This is a genomic window from Micrococcus sp. SL257 (genome assembly GCF_026625585.1).
GTDB lineage: Bacteria > Actinomycetota > Actinomycetes > Actinomycetales > Micrococcaceae > Micrococcus > Micrococcus luteus.
Genome location: NZ_CP113053.1, coordinates 2441887 through 2461198, shown reverse-complemented (window position 1 = coordinate 2461198; position 19312 = coordinate 2441887). Strand labels below are relative to the sequence as shown.

Below are 19312 nucleotides of genomic sequence, written 5' to 3'. Positions count from 1 at the left end.
ACGTCCTCACGACCGACTCGACCACCACAAGAGGAGCCCGCAATGTTCGCCATCGCCCGCAGCGAGATGACACAGCTCGTCCGCAACCGCCTCGTCGCAGCCTCGTCGTTGTTCATCCCCCTCGCCTTCAGCGCGGTCCTGATCTTCAACCGCGAGAACTTCGGGGGCACCCCGGTGACGGCCGCTCTGATCCTGGTCACCGTGACCGCCATGGGCACCTACATCACGGCGACGACCACCCTGGCCTCCCGCCGCCAGAACCTGTTCCTCAAGCGGCTGCGCTCCACGTCGGCGAAGGACGCCTCCATCTTGAGCGGTCTCGTGCTGCCGATTGCGCTGGTGAACCTGGTGCAGGCCGGGGTCATCGTCGCGATCCTGTCGGTCGTCGGCACCCCTCCGGTGGGGGTCGTGGCCGTCGTGGCCGCCGTCGTCGTCCTGGAGTTGATGTTCGTGGGCGCGGCCATCGCGACGGCGGGTCTCACCAACTCCCCGGACCACGCGCAGGTGACCACGCTGCCCCTGTTCGTCGTCGCCCTCGGCGCCTCCATGTGGGTCGGTCTGACCGGCACGGAGGAGCTTGCCGGAGTCAAACGCCTGCTCCCCGGCGGTGCGGTGACCGAGCTGATCATCGAGGGATGGAGCGGCATGGCCCTCCACGAGGCCGTCAGCCTGCTGCTGCCGAGCCTCGCCTTCGTCGTGGCGGCGTTCGCCATGGCAAAGAGCACCTTCCGGTGGGAACCGCGTACCTGAGGCCCGCATGGTCACCACCTTCCGCTCCTCATGACACAGAGCAGAGCGACACTGCGACAGCGGGCCGGCCCACCGCTGTCGGTGCACTCATCGGGGCTCTGGAGGAACTGAGCCGCCGAGAGGACGGAGAGGACCGGACCCTCTTCTCGTGGCCGGGGCGCCAGACCGCCCTCCCCGCGTCAGCCCACGTTCGCGCCGAAGAGCAGGCCGAGCACGTACGTCACGGCGGCGGCGCCGAAGCCGATCGCGAGCTGGCGCAGGCCCCGGGCCAGCGGTGAGGAGCCGGACAGCAGCCCGACCACACCGCCGGTGAAGAGCAGGGCCGCGCCCACCATCGCCGCAGCCAGGCCCAGGGCCCACGGCCCGGACATGCCGAAGATGTACGGCAGGATCGGGATGAGCGCGCCGGAGGCGAAGAACGCGAAGCTGGACAGGGAGGCGCTCCACGCCGAGCCGATCTCCGCGAAGGAGTTCGAGTGGTCCACGGGTCCCTGGGAGCCGTCGGGACGGGCGGAGAACCGCGGGTTGCAGTCGCACGTGAGATAGCCGAGGCGCTCGAGCGCGCGGTGCTCGGCGTCCTCGGGCGTCATGCCGCGGGCCAGGTAGACGAGCTTGAGCTCGTTGTGGTCCAGGTCCAGGTGCTGGGCCGCCTCGAGGGTGATCTGGGTGGGGGAGGATGCCTCGAGCAGCTCCCGCTGGGACCGCACCGAGACGTACTCGCCGGCCGCCATGGACAGCGCGCCCGCCAGCAGGCCGGCCACGCCCGTGAACAGCACGACGGACGGCGCCACGCCCGTCGCGCCGATGCCCATCACGAGCGCCAGGTTGGAGACCAGCCCGTCGTTCATGCCGAAGACGGCGGCACGGAAGTTGCCTGCCAGCTGCTCGCGACCCCGGGCGGCGAGGCCGCGCACGACCTCCTCGTGGATGGCCTCGTCCGCCACCATGCCCTCGGGGGCGTCCTGGTCCTCCGCGTAGGGAGTGTCCGACTCGGCGCGCTGGGCCAGGGCCAGCACGAACACGGAGCCGAAGATCCGTGCGAGCCAGCGCAGCAGGACGCGACGGAAGGAGGGGCGTGGGGGGTTCTCGGCGTGCTTGCCCAGGAGAATCCGCCAGTGCTGCTCATGGCGGCGCTCGGCCTCGGCGAGGCCGAGCAGGATGTCGCGCTCCACACCGTCCTTGCGGGCGGCGATGTCGCGGTAGATCTGGCCCTCGGCGATCTCGTCGGCGAGGTAGCGGCGCCAGCGTCGGACCTGCTCGCGGGTCGGCTCGGGGCGTGCTGCAGGAGTGGCGGTGTGGGCGGGGCTCATGGGGCTCCATCGGATGGTCGGGCGGGGACGGGCGCCGCCGCCGCGGACCACGGCGGCCGGGCGCGCGCCCGACCCGCCAGTCTACGCCGTCGCTACCATGGCCGCATGGACGCAGCAGAGACCCCCGACGGCCCCGAGGCCGCCGCCCACGACGGCGGCCGGCCGGCCTGGCAGCACCGCCTCCTGGCGGGCGGGGTGGAGCCGGACCCCCGGTTCACGCTCGCCAATGAGCGCACGTTCCTGGCCTGGGTCCGGACGGCGCTGGCGCTGCTGGCCGGCGGGGTCGCGGTGGAGGCGTTCACCGGCGCCCTCTTCGCGCCGCCGGTCCGGGTGGTGCTGAGCACGGTGCTGCTCGTCCTGGCGGCGCTGCTCGCCCTGGGCGCGGGTGTGCGCTGGCTCCGGGTAGAGCGGGCGATGCGCCGCGGCCGTCCGCTGCCGCTGCCGCTGATCGTCCCGGTCCTGGCGGGGGGCGTCGTGCTGGCCGTCGTGGTGCTGATGCTCGCCGTCGTCCTGCCGCGGGGCTGAGGCGATGCGTCTGCATCACGACCCGGGGCTGCAGCCCGAGCGCACCGTGATGAGCTGGGGCCGCACGGTCCTGGCGCTGGGCGTCCTCAGCCTCACGTTCCTGAGGTGGTGGCCGGCCGTCGGCGCGTGGGCGTTCGGGCCTGCGGTGGTGGCGGCCGTCGGCGGGGCGGCGGTGCTGGCCACGCAGCGCCGGCGCTACGTGGCGCAGGCGGACGGGATCGCGCGGGAGCGGGCCCGGCCGGCGCTGGCGTCGGTGGCCTGCATGGTCGCCCTGGTGGTGGGCTTGGCGGGCCTCGGGATCACCGCCACGCTGCTGCACGCGGCATGATCCGCGGACGACGACGGCGCCCCTCACCTGCGCGGGCAGGTGAGGGGCGCCGTCGTGCCTCCGGGGGCGGACCGCTCAGCGGGCGATCATGCCGTGGGGGTCGATGACGAACTTCTCCAGGGACCCCTGGTCGAACTCCGCATAGGCCTGGGGTGCCTCGTCCAGGGTGATCACGCGCGGGTTGACCATCTCCGTCAGGTACGGCATCCGGTCCCACAGGATCGACATCATCAGCTGGCGGTTGTAGCGCATGATGGGCGCCTGGCCGCCGATGATGTGGGGCGACTTGATCCAGGCCTTGCCGAAGTCCACCGGGAAGGTGCCCTCCTGCTCGGCCTTCGTCTCCGCGATCGGGTTCGGCCCGTAGATGCCGATGATGCCCGTGGCGCCGCCCGGACGGGTGATGTCCAGGACCTGGTTCACGGCGGCGATCGGCTGCATCTCATCGGACGCGGAGCCCAGGCCGTGGGCCTCGGAGCCGACGCAGTCCACCGCGCAGTCCACCATCGGCTCGCCCAGGATGTCGTTCACGGCGTCCTGCAGGTTCTCCGTGGCGGAGAGGTCGATGGTCTCGCAGCCGTGCTTGCGCACCAGCTCCAGCCGGGAGGCGTCCTGGTCGCCCACGATGATGCACGAGGCGCCCAGCAGCCGAGCGGCGGCCGCGGCGCACCGGCCCACGGGGCCGGCGCCGGCGATGTAGACGGTGGAGCCGGGCTTGGCGCCGGCCTCCATGAGACCGTGGAACGCCGTCGGGAGGATGTCCGAGAGCACGGTCAGATCCAGGATCTTCTCCATCGCCTGCTCCTGGTCCGGGAAGCGCAGCAGCTGGAAGTCGGCGTACGGCACGAACAGGTACTCGGCCTGTCCGCCCTGGAAGCCGCCCAGATTGAAGCCGTAGGCGGCGCACGCCTGCTCCGGGTTGGCGGTCTCACAGATCTCGGTCCGGCCGGCGCGGCAGTTGCGGCAGCGGCCGCAGGCCACGTTGAACGGCACGGAGACGAGGTCGCCCTCCTGCAGGAACTGGACGTCGCTGCCGACCTCCAGCACCTGGCCGGTCATCTCGTGACCCAGCACCATGCCCTCGGGGGCGGGGAAGGACCCGCGGTAGATGTGCAGGTCGCTGCCGCAGATGTTGGTCGCGACGATCTTGAGGATGACGCCGTGCGGGGCGGCGGAGCCGTCGGGCATCTCCAGCTTGGGGAAGTCCAGCTCGTCGACGCGCACGTCCTTGATGCCGTGGAATGCCACGGCGCGATTCTTGGTGGTCATGGGAACCGTTGCCTTTCTGTCTCCAGCGAGGCCCGGGTGGATGGAAGCCGGAACGGCCCCGAGGGGGCGTCCCGGTCCCGAGCTATACGGAAACACTAGGGGCCGGGAGGAGCCTGAGGAAGGATCGCCCGCCGCCGCATCGTCTGGCCTGACCATCGTGCGGGCATCGGAGGACCGCAGGCCCCGGGCGCATCGGTCAGACCTGCGCTCGGACCGCGGGGTCGACGCCGTGGCGGGAGCGCACCCGCCAGGCCTCGAGGACCGCGGGGTCGGTGGGCCGGGTCATCAGGCTGAGGAGGACGTACACGACGGCGGAGGCGGCCAGGCCGACGTAGATTGGCTCGTTCGCGAAGACGCCCTCGAAGGGCTCGGCCGCGTTCAGCTCGAGCCAGCCCATGGTGCCGAGGGTGCCCACCGTCCCGACCACCATGGACCACAGGGCCGCCGTGCCGGTGCCGCGCTTCCACACGAGGCCGCCGACGATCGCGACGAACAGGCCGCCCACGAGGATGTCGTACGCGATGGTCAGGGCCGCCACCACGTCCGGGACGACGATCGCCAGCCCCAGCACGACGGCGCCGAGCAGCAGCACCCAGCCGCGGTTCGAGGCGAGCTCCGCCGCGGTCTCCGTGGCCGCGTCCTCGGTGGTGGCGCCGTCCTCGGCGGCGGCGGCCTCGCCGCGGAGGATGGGGAGGATGTCGGTGCGCATCACGGTCGAGGCCGCGATGATCGCCCCTGATGCGGTGGACATCATGGCCGCGACGGCGGCCGCCAGGGCCACGCCGCCCACGCCGACGGGCAGCAGGTTCTGGGCGACCCACGCGAACACGTCGTCCGTGGTGGCGATGTCCGCGGTCACCGTGCGGGCGGCCATGCCGATCACGGCGCCGGCGACGCCGTAGGCGATGCAGTACAGCCCCGCCGTGGCGCCGCCGATCTGAGCCACGCGCGGGGAGCGGGCCGTGAAGACGCGCTGCCAGACGTCCTGGCCGATCAGCAGGCCGAGGGTGTAGATCACGAAGTAGGTGACGATCGACTGCACGCCGATCCCGTCCCAGCTGAAGAACTCGGCGCCCAGGCGCTGCTGCATGGCGCTCCAGCCGCCGGCGTTGGCCAGGGAGAGGGGGAGCATGAGGGCGAACAGGCCGATGGTCATGATGAGGAACTGGGCCATGTCGGCCAGGGTGATGGACCACATGCCGCCGAGCACGGAGTAGGCCAGCACGATGCCGCCGCCCACCAGGACGGACAGCCAGCGGTCCCAGCCGAAGAGCACCACGAAGATCGACGCGTAGGCGCCCGTGGAGGTGGCGGCGAGCATGAGCGTGTAGGCGAGCATCACGAAGGAGGAGGCGTGGGAGGCCCCGCCGCGGCCGTACCGCAGGCGCAGCATCTGCGAGACGGTGTAGATCTTCAGGCGGGCCAGGATCGGGGCGAACGCCACCGACAGGATGAGCACGCCGACGCCGATGGCGGCCACGAGCCACGCGCCGGAGAGCCCGAACTCGTACCCCAGGCCGACGCCGCCCACGGTGGCGGCGCCGCCGAGCACGACGGCGGCCATGGTGCCGGTGAACAGCACCGGCCCGAGGCGGCGGCCCGCCACGAGGTAGTCCTCCGAGCTGGCGGCGCGGGTCTTGCCCCACCAGCCGAAGGCGAGCATGCCGACCAGGTAGACGGCGACGATGGTCAGGTTGAGGGTCACGGGTGGTCCTTGGGGCGAGGGGATCCAGGGCGCCGGGATGCGGGGGCGCCGCGGGCGGGACAGGAGAGATCGGCGTGTTGCCGATCACACGATCTGGGTCTACGGTAAACACATGTTGCATCGCAGGCAACATGTCGTCCAGGGCGACGGGGCGCAGGCTCCGGGTCGAACGAGAGGAGCGCGTGTGTCCGAGCATGTCGTCCAGACACCGCCCCGCGGCACCGTGAGCACGCTCCGCATGCTCCTGATCTGGCTGGCCGCCAACCTCGTGGTCACCACGCTTCTGACGGGGACCCTCTTCCAGCCCGGGGTCTCCTATGCCACCGCCTTGACAAGCATCGTGCTCGGCACCGTCCTCGGCGCCCTCGTCCTGGTGGGGGTCGGGGTCATCGGCGCCCGCACCGGTCTGCCCACCATGGCGCTGACCCGTGCGGCCTTCGGCCACCGCGGATCTCTGTTGCCGGTGACGTTCAACGTGGTGGTCCTGATGGGGTGGTCCTGGGTGCAGGCCATGCTGGCCGGCCTCGCGGTGGACGCCCTGGTGTCCGCGGCCACCGGATTCTCCTCGCCGATGCTCTTCGCGGTCCTGTGCCAGCTCGTCGTCGTGGCCCTGGCGATCCTCGGGCACGAGGGCATCGCGCGGATCGAACCCTGGCTCGCCCTCGTGATGCTCGCCGTGATGGGCGGGATCTTCGTCACCGCCTTCCGTGCCCACGGCCCGGCCGAGCTGGCGTCGATCCCGGTGGACCCCGCAGTCGAGCTGACTCCCGCCCTCGCCTTCGATCTCGTCTTCGCCACGGCCATCTCGTGGACCGTCCTCTCCGCCGACATCACCCGGAACGCGAGCACCCCGCGAGCGGCCGCGCTGGGCTCTGGCATCGGCTACACCCTGTCCACCGTCATCGCGATGAGCCTGGGCCTCACGGCCTTCGCACACGTGCTCCTGGGCGACGCCGCGGCCACCCCCTTCGACCCGGCGACCCTCGTCGCGGCCTTCGGCTGGCCGCTGGCCGTGGTGATGTTCCTCTCGGTCATGGCCACGAACACGATGGTGGTCTACGGGATGGCGACGTCGGTCACCCACGCCTCGCTGAGCCGGCCCCTTCCGTTCGTGCCTGTCGCCCTGGTGCTCGGCGCGGTGAGCGTCATCGGTGCGATGTGGTTCGACCTGCTCACCCGCTTCACAGATTTCCTTGCGCTGATCGGCGCCTTCTTCGTGCCGGTGTTCGCCGTGATCCTCGTGGACTACGTGCTCCAGGGCCGCCGCACCACCCTGGACGTGCTCGTGGCCCGTGGCCCGCGCGCCTGGTTCCGCGGGGGTGTCCACGGGCGAGCAGTGGCCGTGTGGGTCGTCGGTGCCGCGACGTCGTGGCTGCTCACGGACGTGTGGCCCAGTCCCGTCGGTGTCACCGTCCCGGTGTTCCTCCTGAGCGCCCTGCTCTACGCCCTGCTCGCCTGGCCGCGTCATCGGCCGGAGGCCCGCCCGGAGGCCGGCGCGTCGATCGAGGGACGCCGTGGCGTCTGACTCCGTTGCCCCCCTGCTCCTCTCGCGCCCCCTGGAGGACCGCATGCCCGTGTACCCGGGCGATCCAGGTGTGCGTATCCGTCCCGCCCTCACCGTCGCCCAGGACGGGGTCGCGGTCATGGCCCTCGAGATCGGCTCGCATGCCGGCACCCACGTGGACGCCCCGTGCCACACCGTGCCGGGCGGCCGCACCGTCGAGGGGCTGACCTGGGACGAGCTGTGCGGGGACACCCTCGTCCTCGGTCTGGCCGGGCTCGCCCCCGGGGAGCCGATCTCCGCCGCGCGCCTGGCCCCCCTCCTGCCCGGCACGGATGCGCAGACGCCCGCCCGACTCCTGCTGGCCACGGGCTGGGATCGACACTGGCGCGACGGCCTCCTCCGCGCGCGTCATCCCTTCCTCACAGGAGAGGCCGCGGCCATGCTGTGGGATCGTGGCATCCGTCTGTTGGGGGTGGACATGCTCAGTCCCGATCCCACCGGGCTCGCCGGTGAGCCCGACCTTCCTGCCCACGCGGCCTTCCTCGGCGGCGACGGGATCATCGTCGAGAACCTCGTGGGGCTGGACGCGCTCCGCCCCGCAGGGGCGGCGCCGCGCGCCGACTGGTCCGCCCGCCTCCGGCTCGAGGTGCATCCGCTGCCCCTGGCCGGCGGCGACGGCGCCCCGGCCCGCGTCCTCGCCTGGCCGACGTCGGGAGGAACGCGATGAAGGCCCTCCCGCTCGAGACCACCCCGGGCCAGGCGCTGATCGGCCGCCGGCTGCGCGCGCTGCGCGAGGCGCGGCGGCTCACCGTGGCCCAGCTGGCCGAGGCGGCCGGCGTCAGCAAGGGCTTCCTCTCCCGCCTCGAGCGGGACCTGACGAGCCCGTCCGTGAGCACGCTCGTGACCCTGTGCCAGGTGCTCGGCGCGAGCCCGGGCGACGTCCTGGACGCGCCCGAGGTGACGGTCGTGCGCCTCGCCGACGCCCCCGCGATCAGCCTCGGCGGCGAGGGCATCCGCGAGCGCCTGATCACCCCGCGCGGCAGTCGCGACCTGCAGATCCTGCGCGCCGACATCGCGCCGCACGGCCGCGGGGAGGCGGAGCTGTACACCGTGGACTGCCGCGTGGAGGCGGTGCACGTGGCCACCGGCCGCCTCGAACTGCGGACCACCGAGGCCGTGCACCTGTTGGAGGAGGGGGACACCGTCACCCTCCCCGGCCGCGAGCCTCACTCGTGGGCCAATCCGGACGACCGCCCCGCCGTCGTGCTGTGGACCCTCGTGGGCCACGCGTGACCCCGTGCGGCACGCCCGCACCGGACAGACCAGACCGAACCGAATCGAACCGAACCGCCCCGAGAGGACATCCCAGATGCTCGAGATCCCCCGCGTCGAGGACAACGGCCGCCTCGGCCCCGTGAACTCCGCCCTCGTGCCCCGCTACGGCGGCGCCCCCACCTACGCGCTGCTGCCGCGCCTGGACGAGGCGGCCGCGGCCGGCGTCGCCCCGGAGATCAAGGTGGTCGGCGTCCCGTTCGACGCCGGTGTCTCCTACCGCCCCGGTGCACGCTTCGGGTCCGGCCACGTGCGGCAGTCCTCGCGGCTGCTGCGCCCGTACAACCCCGCCACGGACACCTCGCCCTTCGCGCAGGCCCAGGTGGTGGACGCCGGGGACATGGCGGTGAACCCGTTCACCATCGGCGAGGCCATCGAGGCGATCCAGCAGGACGCGATGGACCTCACCGAGGACGGCTCCTCGCTCATGACCATCGGCGGCGACCACACCATCGCGCTGCCGCTGCTGCGCGCCGCCTCCGCCCGGGCGGGTGAGCCCGTGGCCCTGCTGCACTTCGACGCCCACCTGGACACGTGGGACACCTACTTCGGCGCCGAGTACACCCACGGCACGCCGTTCCGCCGCGCCGTGGAGGAGGGGATCCTGGACACCGAGGCCATCTCGCATGTGGGCACGCGCGGTCCGCTCTACGGCAAGAAGGACCTCGACGACGACCACCGCATGGGCTTCGGCATCGTCACCTCCTCGGACGTGTTCCGTCAGGGCGTGGACGAGATCGTGGACCAGCTGCGCGAGCGCATCGGGGGTCGGCCGCTCTACATCTCGGTGGACATCGACGTCCTCGACCCCGCGCACGCGCCGGGCACCGGCACCCCCGAGGCCGGCGGCATCACGAGCCGCGAGCTGCTCGAGATCCTCCGCGGCCTGCGCGGGCTGGACATCGTGGGCGCGGACCTGGTGGAGGTGGCCCCGGCCTACGACCACGCCGAGCTGACCGGCGTCGCCGCCTCCCACGTGGCGTACGACCTCATCTCCCTGATGGCCGACCGCCGCGCCACCCGCGCGGCCGCCGGTGAGGAGCCGGGCCGATGACGGACGAGCAGACGACGACGGCGGCGGCCCCGCGGCGCAACGGCGGCGACCTCGCCGTCGAGACGCTCCACGCCCTGGGTGCACGGACGGTCTTCGGCATCCCGGGCCAGCACGCCCTCGGCCTCTTCGACGCCCTGTCCCGCTCCCCGCTGGAGTTCGTCTCGAACCGCGTGGAGAACAACGCCGCCTTCGCCGCGGACGGGTACGCCCGGGCCACCGGTGAGGTCGGCGTCCTGTTCCTGTCCACCGGCCCGGGTGCCCTCACCTCACTGGCCGGCCTGCAGGAGGCCTACGCGACCGGTGTGCCGATGCTCGTGATCGCCTCGCAGATCCCGCTGTCCGGGCTCGGTGCCCGGCGCAAGGGCATGCTGCACCAGCTGGACGACCAGAAGGCCTCGGCCCGCAACGTCACCAAGGCCCAGTTCACGGTGCACCACGCCTCGGGCATCCCGTCCGCGATCCAGGACGCGTGGGCCGAGGCCGTCACCGTGCCGCAGGGGCCGGTGTGGGTCGAGATCCCGCAGGACGTGCTGCTCGGCGAGGTCATGGTGCCCCCGGTCGAGGACGCCCTCGCCGTGCCCTACGACCACCCGCCGCGCGCCGAGCTCGTGGCCGAGTCCGTGCGCTGGCTGCGCGGGGCCGGGCGGGTGGCGATCGTGGCCGGCGGCGGCGTGCGCCGCTCCGGCCGGGCCGCGATGGCGAGCCTGCGGGAGGTCGCGGAGCTGCTCCAGGCGCCCGTGGTCTGCTCGCCGGGCGGCAACACCGCCTTCCCGTGGGAGCACCCGCTCAGCCTCGGCGGCTGGGTGGAGGACCGCCTCGTCACGGACCTGCTCGAGGACGCGGAGGTGCTGCTCGTGGTGGGCTCCTCGCTCGGCGAGGTCACCTCGAACTACTTCACGCTCGAGCCGCGCGGCCGCCTCATCCAGGTGGACGCGGAGCCGCGCGTGCTGGAGACCAACCACCCCACGCTGGGTGTGCGCGCCGACGCCGGCCAGGCGCTCGACGCCCTCGCCGCGGCGCTGCGCGAGTCGGGCTCGGTGGCGCAGGACGCCGCCGTCTGGCACGGCCGCACCCCGGCCGAGGTGGTCGCCGACGTCAACGCGCGCATCACCGCCCGGCTCGACGCCCAGGACCTCGGCGTGGAGCGCCGGCTCCTGGCGGACATCCGCGCCGCCGTCCCGTCGACCATGCAGACGTACTGGGACATGACCATCGCCGCCTACTGGGCGTGGAACTGCTGGGACGCGCAGGACGGCGAGTTCCACTCGGCGCAGGGCGCCGGGGGGCTCGGCTACGGGTTCCCGGCCGCGTTCGGCGGCGCGGTGGGCCTGGCCCACCAGGGACGCACCGGGATCGACGGGCGCGTGCTCGCCGTCGCCGGCGACGGCTCGGCGATGTACTCCATCGCCGAGCTCGCGGCCGCCCGGCAGCACGGCGCGGCGGTGACGTGGCTGATCATCGACGACGGCGGGTACGGCATCCTGCGCGAGTACATGGAGGGCGCGTTCGGCAAGGCCACGGCCACCGAGCTCGACCGGCCGGACTTCCAGGCCCTCGCCGCCTCCTTCGGCGTGCCCGCCGAGACGGTGGGAGTGGGGGACGTGCGCGGCGCGCTCGAGCGCTCGTTCCAGGCGGACGGGCCGAACGTCGTCGTGGTGCAGACCCGCCTGGCGATGTGGGCGCCGAGCCACCTGGGGGAGGCCCCGGAGGTCTGAGGCGGCCCGGCGCCGGAATCGCTGACTCGACCCTGAGAGTGTGCGCCACCTTTCCAGGTGCATGTTTCAGCAACGGAGCTGGACCGGCAGGTAGTTGAGGCGTCGACCGAGGCGCCGGCGGTCCCGCCCGTGTCAGAAACCGCCCAGGAGATGTCCTGGAACCATCCCGCCGATCTCACGAAAACGTCCGGCATCCGTTGCCATGCTGGCCTCTCGACGCGGTCCGCCACCCGGCGGGCGCCCCACGAGAGGAACTCCATGGCCCCTGGCTCTCGATCCGCTCCCGCCGTCCCTTCCCCCAGGTCTCCGAGGGAGGCGAGGCCCCCGCCGTCACGCCCACCTTCGAGGGCCGGGCCTTCCACCGCCCGGCCGAGGACGTCGAGGACCAGGGCGCCGCCTTCGACGTCGGCACGCTCGTCTCCCGCCGCAACGCGCTGGGCATCTTCGGCGCGGGGGCGGGAGCCCTCGTCCTCGCCGCGTGCGGTGTCCAGGAGGGCGCCTCGTCCTCCTCCGGCTCGACGTCGGCGAGCGCCGGCTCCTCGTCACCCGCGGCCTCCTCCTCGTCGGCGGCGAGCGCCTCGCCGTCCGCCACCCTGACCGAGATGGTCACCGAGAACGCACGCCCGTACCCGGGCGGCGGCTCCAACGGCCCGGACGTGCTCGACGCGTCCGGCATCGAACGTTCCGACCTGACCACGAGCATCGACACGGGCACCGCCGCCGAGGGCGTCCCGCTGAGGGTGACGATGAACGTGATCGACATGGCCAACGGCGACGCCGCCATGACCGGCGCCGCCGTGTACCTCTGGCACGCCGACGCGCAGGGCCGCTACTCGATGTACTCGGACGGCATCACGGAGGAGACCTACCTGCGCGGCGTCCAGGTGGTGGGCGACGACGGCACGGTCACCTTCACCACGGTGTGGCCCGGCTGCTACGACGGCCGGTGGCCCCACCTGCACTTCGAGGTGTTCCCGGACAAGGCGTCCATCACGGACTCGACGAACAACGTCCTCACCTCCCAGATCGCCATGCCCGAGGAGCAGTCCGCGCAGGTCTACGCCACCTCGGCCTACGACGGGTCCACGGAGAACTTCGCCGACGTCAGCCTCGAGACGGACAACGTCTTCTCGGACGGCTACGAGACGCAGCTGCCGCAGATCACGGGCTCCGTGGAGAAGGGCTTCGCCATCACCATCGACGTCCCGATCGACACCACCACTGAGCAGGAGCAGGGCGGGATGGGCGGGCCCGGCGGTGGCCAGCCCCCGGCGGGCGGCGAGGGCGGCCAGCCCCCGGCGCAGCCCTGAGCCCGGCGGACGTGGGCTGAGCCGTCCGGCTCAGCCCACGCGTCCTGCCGGCGGCTCAGTCGGTCTGGGACTCGTTGCGCTCGGGGTGCGGGCCGAACACGAAGTGGCGGCCGGACACGCGCTGGACGTCCACGCGGACGTAGAAGTCCTTGAGCGTCGGCACCCACGGTTCGATGCCGAGGGACTCGGCCTCCGCGATCTCCGCCTCCGTGTCCAGGCGGCGCGCGGTGCCGTGCACGAGCACGGACCAGGCCTGGTCGGCCAGGATCCCGTCGGCCTGCACCACGACGCGCGGGTTCACCGTGAGCTCGGCGAGCTTCGAGCCGGGCGCGGTGCGGAAGTAGATGGCGCCGTCGTGGGCCCGCACGTTCACCGGCACGATGTCCGGCCGCCCGTCCACGGCCAGCCCGAGGCGCGCGTGGCCCACGCGGCCCAGCAGTCGCCAGACCTGGTCCTCGTCCAGCACCAGGACGGCCTCGCCGTCCGGGTGCTCGAACATCAGGTGGTCCCCGGGCTCCGCGACCGGATCGGGGCGCTGCATCGACGGGGCGTCGTCGGTGTCATGGTGCTGCTGGGTCATCGGGGCCTCCTGGCATGCCGGGACGGGCGCCGTCGGGCGCGGCGCTGAGATCGGGCTCACATCCACTCTATACATGGTCGGTCGCCCGCGAGGCGACGATGTCACCCAGCACCGCCGCCGTCGTCGGCGCCTCGCGGCCCGGGGCGACGGCGAGCGCGAACGGGCACGTGTGGGCGCGCGGGCCGTCGTCGACGAGCCGGCCCGACGACGGCGCGGCCGGGTCCGGCGTGAGCCACCTGCCCCCGGCGCGGCGCAGGATCAGCTGCCCCGCCGCGACGTCCCAGGGCTTGGTGTCCACGTACAGCGCGGCGTCGGCCCAGCCCGCCGCCGTGTGGGCGAGCTCGAGGGCGCCGGAGACGGTGCGGCGCACGGTCGCGTGGGCGGTCACGAGCCGCCCGAAGCGGCGCAGCGCGTCCTCGCCCTCGCGCGCGAGCGCCTCGCCCGCCGGATAGGAGGTCACGAGGTTCTGGGCGCGCTCGCCGCCGGCCGGCGCCGGCCGGCCGACCTCGGCCAGCGGACGCTCCGGCCCGTCGCCGCGGGTGAGGTAGGCGCCGTCCCCGTCGGCGGAGAACGCCAGCCCGCCCACGGGGTCCAGCACGACGCCGGCCACCACCTCGCCGTCGACCTCGGCGGCCAGGGACACCGAGAACATCGCGAAGCCGTGTGTGAAGTTGGAGGTGCCGTCGATGGGGTCGACGATCCAGGTCAGCCGGGCGGCCTCACCGGTGCCGGCCTGCGCCCCGAGCTCCTCGCCGAGCACGCCGGAGCCGGGGACCGCCGTCGTGAGCGCGGCGACGAGCCGGGCCTCGGTGTGTCGGTCGTGCACGGTGACGAGGTCGTGGTGCGTGGTCTTGGCCTCGGGCCCGATGGCGGTGGGGGAGCGGAAGGCGGCGGCGAGGTCGCCGACGACCGCGCGGGCGGCGTCGAGGGCGATCGCGCGGAGCTCGGCGGGGCGGGGCAGGGCTGGGCTCATGCCCCGAGCCTAGGCGGGGGTCCGGACACGCCGGACCGCACGCGAGACAATGGGGCCGACCCCCCCGAGCAGAGGAGCCGCCATGACCGAGCACCCCCTCCCGACCCCCGACGACGACGCCACCCTCACCGGCCCGCAGACCCCCACGCCCCAGCGCGTGGCCGCCGTGCGTGCGCTGCGCGAGCTGCTCGCCGCCGGCTACGGCACCGAGGCCCGGCCGATCGCCTCCTACGGCGCCCCCGCGCCCGGCACCCTCGGCGGCGTCTACCCGGACTACGACAACCGCGTGTTCCCCGGCCTCGTGGCCGCGCAGGAGCTGGCGGGCATCGACGTCGACTACCTGCGGAACGTGGACCGGGTGAGCGAGGCCGGCATCGCCGAGGCGTCCCTGGCCGACCTCGGCACGCTGTTCACCTACCTGGTGCGCGGCGAGCGGTTCACGGACGGGCACGTGGCCGCCGCGATCGAGAACGGCAAGGTCGGCCGCATGCTGGACCGCCTGACCGCGCTGGTCCCCGAGATCCGCTGAGAGCGCGCGCGGTGCGGAATACTGGACGCATGCCCGCAGCCTCCGACGCACCCACGCCCGCGCCCCGGCGCGGCCGCCTGGTCCCTTCCGGTGACCCCACTCCCGTGGAGAACGTCGCCACGCACCTGCAGGAGGGATGGAACCGCTGGCACCGCGCCCGTGCGCTGCGTGCCGGCAACGTGCCGACGGTCATGGCGTTCACGGGCTACGGCAGCACCAGCTGGGTGCGGCTCCTCTCCCGCGTGGTGATCGCCCCCGACGAGGAGTTCATGAACGGCCGTCGGCTGTCGAAGGTGGTGGCGGACGGCGTGCGCGGCTGGCGCAACTTCGTGGCCCCACCCATGGCCTATGCCGAGGTGGAGGTGCAGGTGGGGGACCTGCGGACCACGGTGCGCACGGACCGGATGGGCGTCGTCGACGTCGTGCTGGACGTCGAGCTGGAGCCCGGCTGGCAGACCGCCACCCTCCATGTCGGCGGCCAGGAGGAGCGCGCCGTCATGGACCTGTACATCTGCGAGCCGGGTGCGCGGGTCGGCCTGGTCTCGGACATCGACGACACGGTGGTGGTCACCTCGCTGCCCCGCCCCCTGCTGGCGGCCTGGAACTCGTTCGTGATCGACGAGCACGCCCGCACGCCCACCCCGGGGATCGCCGTGCTGCTGCGCCGGATCGCCGAGCTCGAGCCGAAGGCCCCCGTGCTGTACCTGTCCACGGGCGCGTGGAACGTGGCGCAGACCCTCACCCGCTTCCTGGGCCGCAACCTCTACCCGCTCGGCGCCCTGCTGCTGACCAGCTGGGGGCCCACGAAGGACCGCTGGTTCCGTTCCGGCCAGGAGCACAAGAGGGTCCAGCTCGAGCGCCTCGCCGAGCAGTTCCCGGACATCCAGTGGATCCTGGTGGGCGACGACGGCCAGCACGACCCCGAGATCTACGCCGAGTTCGCGCAGCGCCACCCCGACCGGGTCAAGGCGATCGTCATCCGGCAGCTGACCCCCTCGCAGGCGCTGCTCGCGGGCGGTCGGGCGGAGGACACCCGCCATTCCACCCCGGGCATCCCGTGGTGCTACGGCCCGGACGGGGCCACGCTGTCCAATCAGCTCGAGGACCTGGGCATCCTGCCCGTCGAGTTCGTGGACGTGCAGCCCGAGGCCTGGCGCGAGGACATCCTCGGCGACGACGAGGCGCCGGCGACCCTCGACGCCGCGGCGCAGCGCGACGGCCGGTCCGCGGACGAGGAGGCCGCCCGTTGACCGCCTCGCGCTCCGTCGAGGTCCGCATCCCGCTGCGCTGGGCGGACATGGACGCCTACGGCCACGTGAACAACATCGCCGTGGTGCAGCTGCTGGAGGAGGCCCGCGTGGCGGCCTTCGGCGTGCCCGCGAACACCGGCGCCGGCGGCGGGCAGGCCCCGCCGATCGACCTGCTCGAGGGGGTGGCCCCCGGTGTGCGGACGTTCATCTCCGAGCACACCGTGAAGTACCGGGCCCAGATGCCCTACCGCCCCGTGCCACTGCGCGTGGTGGTGAGCGTGGACGCCGTGAAGGCCGCCTCGGTGCACGTGGGCTACGCCCTGCACGACGGCGTCGACGACACCCTCTGCGCCACCGCGACGTCCGTCATGGTGTTCGTCGACGGGCAGACGGGCCGCCCCGTGCGCATCAGCCCCGAGCAGCGGGCGGCCCTGGCCGGCTGAGGCAGGCTGATGTGGGCTGCTGACTGCCCGGCAGCCGCCCAGCGACATCACCGCCGTGCAGCACGGCTGTGATGTCGCAGAGCGGAGGTCGAACGCTCGGGCTCGCGGAGGTCGGGACCGGGCCCGTGGGACGGCCGTGGATCAGACCGAGCGGGGGACGCCCGCGGCGGTGAGGATCCGCGCCAGCCGGTCCGGCCGCAGGAGGTCTCCCCACGTCCAATGCGCGCCCGCCCGGGTGACCAGCTGCAGGGCCACCTCCCGTTCCTTCTCCCGGCGGATGCTGGCGCGGCGGGCCGTGTCGTCACCGTCGAAGAACGACAGGTCGTACTTGCCCAGCCCGTCGAACTCCCCGTACACCCGCACCTGCTCCCACCAGAAGTCCGTGCGGGCCACCTCGCGTCCGTTCGCATCCCGGTGGCGATGCTGCAGCGCCGTGGGCGGGACGAAGCCGAGCTCGTGGATGCTGGCCCGGCTGTAGGACTCGCCGGCGGATTCCGCCCGCGCGTCCGCGAAGTGCCAGGCCCGCTCGAATCGGCGGAGGGCGGCCGCGGATTTGAGTCGGCTCTCCGCCTGCCTCGCCCAGCGTGCGGCCTCCTCGGGCCGGGCTCGGACGAGCGCGTCCAGCGGGGCCACGGCGTCGCGGAACGGGGTGGCCGCCCCCAGCACCAGCAGCACCGTGGGCAGCGGATCCGCCAGGACGGTTCCCAGGCTCTGCCCGTCCGACAGGACGGCCTCGACCGGCTGAGGCGCGGCGGGGGCCGCCTCCGGCAGCCCCCACCGGGGTCGGCGGCGCGGCGGGACGGGAAGCCGGCGATCGTGGGCCACCACGGAGGGGGCGAAGGGACGGCGGGTCAGCGGACCGGCGCCGTGATGCCCGGGCGAGGGGGCGCGCAGCTCGAGCACGGGCGGCTCGACGGCCGGCCCCAGACCGTGCAACCGGGCCGCGGTCAGGCCCGTGAACACCGTCGCGGGGCGGGCGATCGAGAGGGCGACGGCGGACACGACCGCCCTGTCCCACGGACGCAGCGCGGCCCAGTCGCTGACGCTGATGTAGACGCGCGGGCAGAGCCGCACGAGGACCCCGCGGGTCCAGGCGCGTTCGAGACGGCGCCGCGCCGCCCCGTCGTGAGGGTCCGCCGCGCTGAGCAGGGGCCCGCGTCCCGGGAGCAGCGCACGCGAGTGGTCGGAGAGCAGGGTCATGCGGCCCAGTCTCGTGGGCCCGTCGGGGGCGCGACGGGTCGGCCGCGCCGGCGGTGGAGGGCACCCGACGTCGGGGGGCCTGTGCAGGAGCCGGGCGCCCTTGAGCGACCGCCGCCCTGCGACATCACCGCGCGTCAGAACGGCGGTGATGTCGCAGGGCGGCGGAGGATCACGGAAGGGACAGGGCCGGGCCTCAGACCACGCCCTGGGCGATCATCGCGTCGGCGACCTTGATGAACCCGGCGATGTTCGCCCCCGCCACGTAGTTGCCGGGCGTGCCGTACTCCTCGGCGGTCTCCACGCAGCGGTCGTGGATGTCGCGCATGATCTGCTCGAGCCGGTCGTGGGTGTAGTCGAAGCTCCACGAGTCCCGCGAGGCGTTCTGCTGCATCTCCAGCGCCGACGTCGCCACGCCGCCCGCGTTGGCGGCCTTGCCCGGGCCGAACAGCGTCCCGGAGTCGACGAACAGGTGGGCGGCCGCCTCGGTGCAGGGCATGTTCGCGCCCTCGGCCACGGCCTTCACCCCGTTCTTCAGCAGGGTCCGCGCGGCGGACTCGTCGAGCTCGTTCTGGGTGGCACACGGCAGGGCCACGGTGCCCTCGACGTCCCAGACGCTGCCGCCGGTCACGTAGCGGGACCGCCCGCCGCGGCGCTCGGCGTACTCGGAGATGCGGGCACGCTCGACCTCCTTGATCTGCTTGAGCAGGTCCAGGTCGAGGCCGTCCGGGTCCACGATGTAGCCCGAGGAGTCGGACGCGGTGAGCACGGTGGCCCCGAGCGCGGCGGCCTTCTCCGCGGCGTAGATGGCCACGTTGCCGGAGCCGGAGATCAGCACCTGCTGACCGTCCATGGATTCGCCGCGCGTGCGCAGCATGGAGTCGACGAACATCACGGCGCCGTAGCCGGTGGCCTCAGTGCGGACCAGCGAGCCGCCCCACGTCAGGCCCTTGCCGGTGAGGGCGCCGGCCTCGAAGCGGTTGGTCAGTCGCTTGTACTGGCCGAACATGTAGCCGATCTCGCGGGCGCCCACGCCGATGTCACCGGCCGGCACGTCCGTGTGCTCACCGATGTGGCGATGCAGCTCCGTCATGAAGGACTGGCAGAACCGCATGATCTCGCGGTCGGACTTGCCGGCGGGGTCGAAGTCCGAGCCGCCCTTGCCGCCGCCGATCGGCATGCCGGTGAGCGAGTTCTTGAAGATCTGCTCGAAGCCCAGGAACTTGACGATCCCGAGGTACACGGAGGGGTGGAAGCGCAGCCCGCCCTTGTACGGGCCGAGCGCCGAGTTGAACTCCACGCGGAACCCGCGGTTGACCTGCACGACGCCGGCGTCGTCGATCCACGGGACGCGGAAGATGATCTGGCGCTCCGGCTCGCAGAGGCGGTGCATGACCCCGGCCTCGACGTACTGGGGGTGGCGCTGCATCACCGGTCCCAGCGCCTCGAACACCTCGGACACCGCCTGGTGGAACTCGGCCTCGCCGGGGTTGCGCGCGAACACTTCGTCGCGCAGGGTCTCCAGAGACTCATTCATG

The 19312-nt window shown here is 73.1% G+C and carries 19 protein-coding genes; 12 read left to right on the top strand and 7 right to left on the bottom strand.

The window, feature by feature from the left end:
* The first annotated feature begins 42 nt into the window (after positions 1-42).
* Positions 43-750 (top strand): ABC transporter permease, encoded by a 708-nt coding sequence (locus OVA32_RS11400; protein ID WP_060973830.1) that lies wholly within the window; start codon positions 43-45, stop codon positions 748-750.
* 179 nt (positions 751-929) lie between these two features.
* On the opposite strand, the gene OVA32_RS11395 is transcribed toward OVA32_RS11400, so the two are convergent.
* Positions 930-2060 (bottom strand): VIT1/CCC1 transporter family protein, encoded by a 1131-nt coding sequence (locus OVA32_RS11395; RefSeq protein ID WP_049147151.1) that lies wholly within the window; start codon positions 2058-2060, stop codon positions 930-932.
* A 105-nt stretch (positions 2061-2165) separates the two neighbouring features.
* Between OVA32_RS11395 and OVA32_RS11390 the strand changes: the two genes are divergently transcribed.
* Positions 2166-2585, top strand: coding sequence for a YidH family protein (locus OVA32_RS11390; RefSeq protein WP_036317007.1), 420 nt, complete (start codon positions 2166-2168; stop codon positions 2583-2585).
* A 4-nt stretch (positions 2586-2589) separates the two neighbouring features.
* On the top strand, positions 2590-2913 hold the full coding sequence (locus OVA32_RS11385; RefSeq protein ID WP_134377458.1) for a DUF202 domain-containing protein: 324 nt from the start codon (positions 2590-2592) through the stop codon (positions 2911-2913).
* 75 nt (positions 2914-2988) lie between these two features.
* Here OVA32_RS11385 and OVA32_RS11380 read toward each other — a convergent pair whose 3' ends face one another.
* Positions 2989-4182: an alcohol dehydrogenase catalytic domain-containing protein gene (locus tag OVA32_RS11380; protein ID WP_134377457.1), complete on the bottom strand. Its 1194-nt coding sequence runs from the start codon at positions 4180-4182 to the stop codon at positions 2989-2991.
* 196 nt (positions 4183-4378) lie between these two features.
* Positions 4379-5887: a sodium:solute symporter gene (locus OVA32_RS11375; RefSeq protein WP_134377456.1), complete on the bottom strand. Its 1509-nt coding sequence runs from the start codon at positions 5885-5887 to the stop codon at positions 4379-4381.
* Between the two features lie 184 nt (positions 5888-6071).
* On the opposite strand from OVA32_RS11375, the gene OVA32_RS11370 reads away from it, so the two are divergent.
* The 6 genes from OVA32_RS11370 to OVA32_RS11345 all read left to right on the top strand — a co-directional run bounded on the left by OVA32_RS11370 (position 6072) and on the right by OVA32_RS11345 (position 12802).
* Entirely contained in the window at positions 6072-7412 is a 1341-nt protein-coding gene (locus tag OVA32_RS11370) for a purine-cytosine permease family protein (protein ID WP_060973602.1), read from the top strand.
* Positions 7402-8118 carry a cyclase family protein gene (locus OVA32_RS11365; protein WP_256748563.1) on the top strand — a complete coding sequence of 239 codons (717 nt, stop codon included), beginning with the start codon at positions 7402-7404 and terminating at the stop codon, positions 8116-8118. The genes OVA32_RS11370 and OVA32_RS11365 overlap by 11 nt, the downstream gene beginning before the upstream one ends.
* The gene (locus tag OVA32_RS11360; protein WP_061866961.1) at positions 8115-8684 is read left to right on the top strand and encodes an XRE family transcriptional regulator; all 570 of its coding nucleotides are present in this window, start codon (positions 8115-8117) and stop codon (positions 8682-8684) included. Before OVA32_RS11365 ends, OVA32_RS11360 begins: the two co-directional genes overlap by 4 nt.
* Before the next feature lie 76 nt (positions 8685-8760).
* The gene (gene speB / locus OVA32_RS11355; protein ID WP_061866960.1) at positions 8761-9777 is read left to right on the top strand and encodes an agmatinase; all 1017 of its coding nucleotides are present in this window, start codon (positions 8761-8763) and stop codon (positions 9775-9777) included.
* Positions 9774-11492 carry a thiamine pyrophosphate-binding protein gene (locus OVA32_RS11350; RefSeq protein WP_144879206.1) on the top strand — a complete coding sequence of 573 codons (1719 nt, stop codon included), beginning with the start codon at positions 9774-9776 and terminating at the stop codon, positions 11490-11492. Before speB ends, OVA32_RS11350 begins: the two co-directional genes overlap by 4 nt.
* Positions 11493-11767: 275 nt before the next feature.
* Positions 11768-12802, top strand: coding sequence for a 3,4-dioxygenase subunit beta (locus tag OVA32_RS11345; RefSeq protein WP_134377469.1), 1035 nt, complete (start codon positions 11768-11770; stop codon positions 12800-12802).
* A 55-nt stretch (positions 12803-12857) separates the two neighbouring features.
* Here OVA32_RS11345 and OVA32_RS11340 read toward each other — a convergent pair whose 3' ends face one another.
* Both OVA32_RS11340 and OVA32_RS11335 read right to left on the bottom strand, forming a co-directional pair.
* Entirely contained in the window at positions 12858-13382 is a 525-nt protein-coding gene (locus tag OVA32_RS11340) for a pyridoxamine 5'-phosphate oxidase family protein (protein ID WP_020621599.1), read from the bottom strand.
* Between the two features lie 67 nt (positions 13383-13449).
* Positions 13450-14355, bottom strand: coding sequence for an inositol monophosphatase family protein (locus OVA32_RS11335; RefSeq protein WP_134377453.1), 906 nt, complete (start codon positions 14353-14355; stop codon positions 13450-13452).
* Between the two features lie 82 nt (positions 14356-14437).
* Here OVA32_RS11335 and OVA32_RS11330 point away from each other — a divergent pair, with 82 nt between their 5' ends.
* The 3 genes from OVA32_RS11330 to OVA32_RS11320 are packed head-to-tail and all read left to right on the top strand — an operon-like array spanning position 14438 to position 16577.
* Entirely contained in the window at positions 14438-14884 is a 447-nt protein-coding gene (locus tag OVA32_RS11330) for a DUF6508 domain-containing protein (RefSeq protein ID WP_134377452.1), read from the top strand.
* Positions 14885-14913: 29 nt separating this feature from the next.
* Positions 14914-16134: an App1 family protein gene (locus OVA32_RS11325; protein WP_134377451.1), complete on the top strand. Its 1221-nt coding sequence runs from the start codon at positions 14914-14916 to the stop codon at positions 16132-16134.
* Positions 16131-16577, top strand: coding sequence for an acyl-CoA thioesterase (locus OVA32_RS11320; protein WP_002853740.1), 447 nt, complete (start codon positions 16131-16133; stop codon positions 16575-16577). Before OVA32_RS11325 ends, OVA32_RS11320 begins: the two co-directional genes overlap by 4 nt.
* 141 nt (positions 16578-16718) lie before the next feature.
* Here the strand turns inward: OVA32_RS11320 and OVA32_RS11315 are convergent, their stop codons facing one another.
* Complete coding sequence (locus tag OVA32_RS11315; protein WP_020621603.1) at positions 16719-17777, bottom strand: hypothetical protein; 1059 nt, start codon at positions 17775-17777, stop codon at positions 16719-16721.
* A 193-nt stretch (positions 17778-17970) separates the two neighbouring features.
* Positions 17971-19311 (bottom strand): NADP-specific glutamate dehydrogenase, encoded by a 1341-nt coding sequence (gdhA, locus tag OVA32_RS11310; protein WP_036382024.1) that lies wholly within the window; start codon positions 19309-19311, stop codon positions 17971-17973.
* Position 19312: the final 1 nt, after the last annotated feature.

What these genes read in the sequence shown, in the direction of transcription:
- OVA32_RS11395 (WP_049147151.1), bottom strand. Translation starts at nt 2,060, where the DNA reads ATGAGCCCCGCCCACACCGCCACTCCTGCAGCACGCCCCGAGCCGACC.
- OVA32_RS11350 (WP_144879206.1), top strand. Translation starts at nt 9,774, where the DNA reads ATGACGGACGAGCAGACGACGACGGCGGCGGCCCCGCGGCGCAACGGC.
- OVA32_RS11325 (WP_134377451.1), top strand. Translation starts at nt 14,914, where the DNA reads ATGCCCGCAGCCTCCGACGCACCCACGCCCGCGCCCCGGCGCGGCCGC.
- speB (WP_061866960.1), top strand. Translation starts at nt 8,761, where the DNA reads ATGCTCGAGATCCCCCGCGTCGAGGACAACGGCCGCCTCGGCCCCGTG.
- OVA32_RS11385 (WP_134377458.1), top strand. Translation starts at nt 2,590, where the DNA reads ATGCGTCTGCATCACGACCCGGGGCTGCAGCCCGAGCGCACCGTGATG.
- OVA32_RS11335 (WP_134377453.1), bottom strand. Translation starts at nt 14,355, where the DNA reads ATGAGCCCAGCCCTGCCCCGCCCCGCCGAGCTCCGCGCGATCGCCCTC.
- OVA32_RS11340 (WP_020621599.1), bottom strand. Translation starts at nt 13,382, where the DNA reads ATGACCCAGCAGCACCATGACACCGACGACGCCCCGTCGATGCAGCGC.
- gdhA (WP_036382024.1), bottom strand. Translation starts at nt 19,311, where the DNA reads ATGAATGAGTCTCTGGAGACCCTGCGCGACGAAGTGTTCGCGCGCAAC.
- OVA32_RS11390 (WP_036317007.1), top strand. Translation starts at nt 2,166, where the DNA reads ATGGACGCAGCAGAGACCCCCGACGGCCCCGAGGCCGCCGCCCACGAC.
- OVA32_RS11315 (WP_020621603.1), bottom strand. Translation starts at nt 17,777, where the DNA reads ATGACCCTGCTCTCCGACCACTCGCGTGCGCTGCTCCCGGGACGCGGG.
- OVA32_RS11380 (WP_134377457.1), bottom strand. Translation starts at nt 4,182, where the DNA reads ATGACCACCAAGAATCGCGCCGTGGCATTCCACGGCATCAAGGACGTG.
- OVA32_RS11330 (WP_134377452.1), top strand. Translation starts at nt 14,438, where the DNA reads ATGACCGAGCACCCCCTCCCGACCCCCGACGACGACGCCACCCTCACC.
- OVA32_RS11360 (WP_061866961.1), top strand. Translation starts at nt 8,115, where the DNA reads ATGAAGGCCCTCCCGCTCGAGACCACCCCGGGCCAGGCGCTGATCGGC.
- OVA32_RS11400 (WP_060973830.1), top strand. Translation starts at nt 43, where the DNA reads ATGTTCGCCATCGCCCGCAGCGAGATGACACAGCTCGTCCGCAACCGC.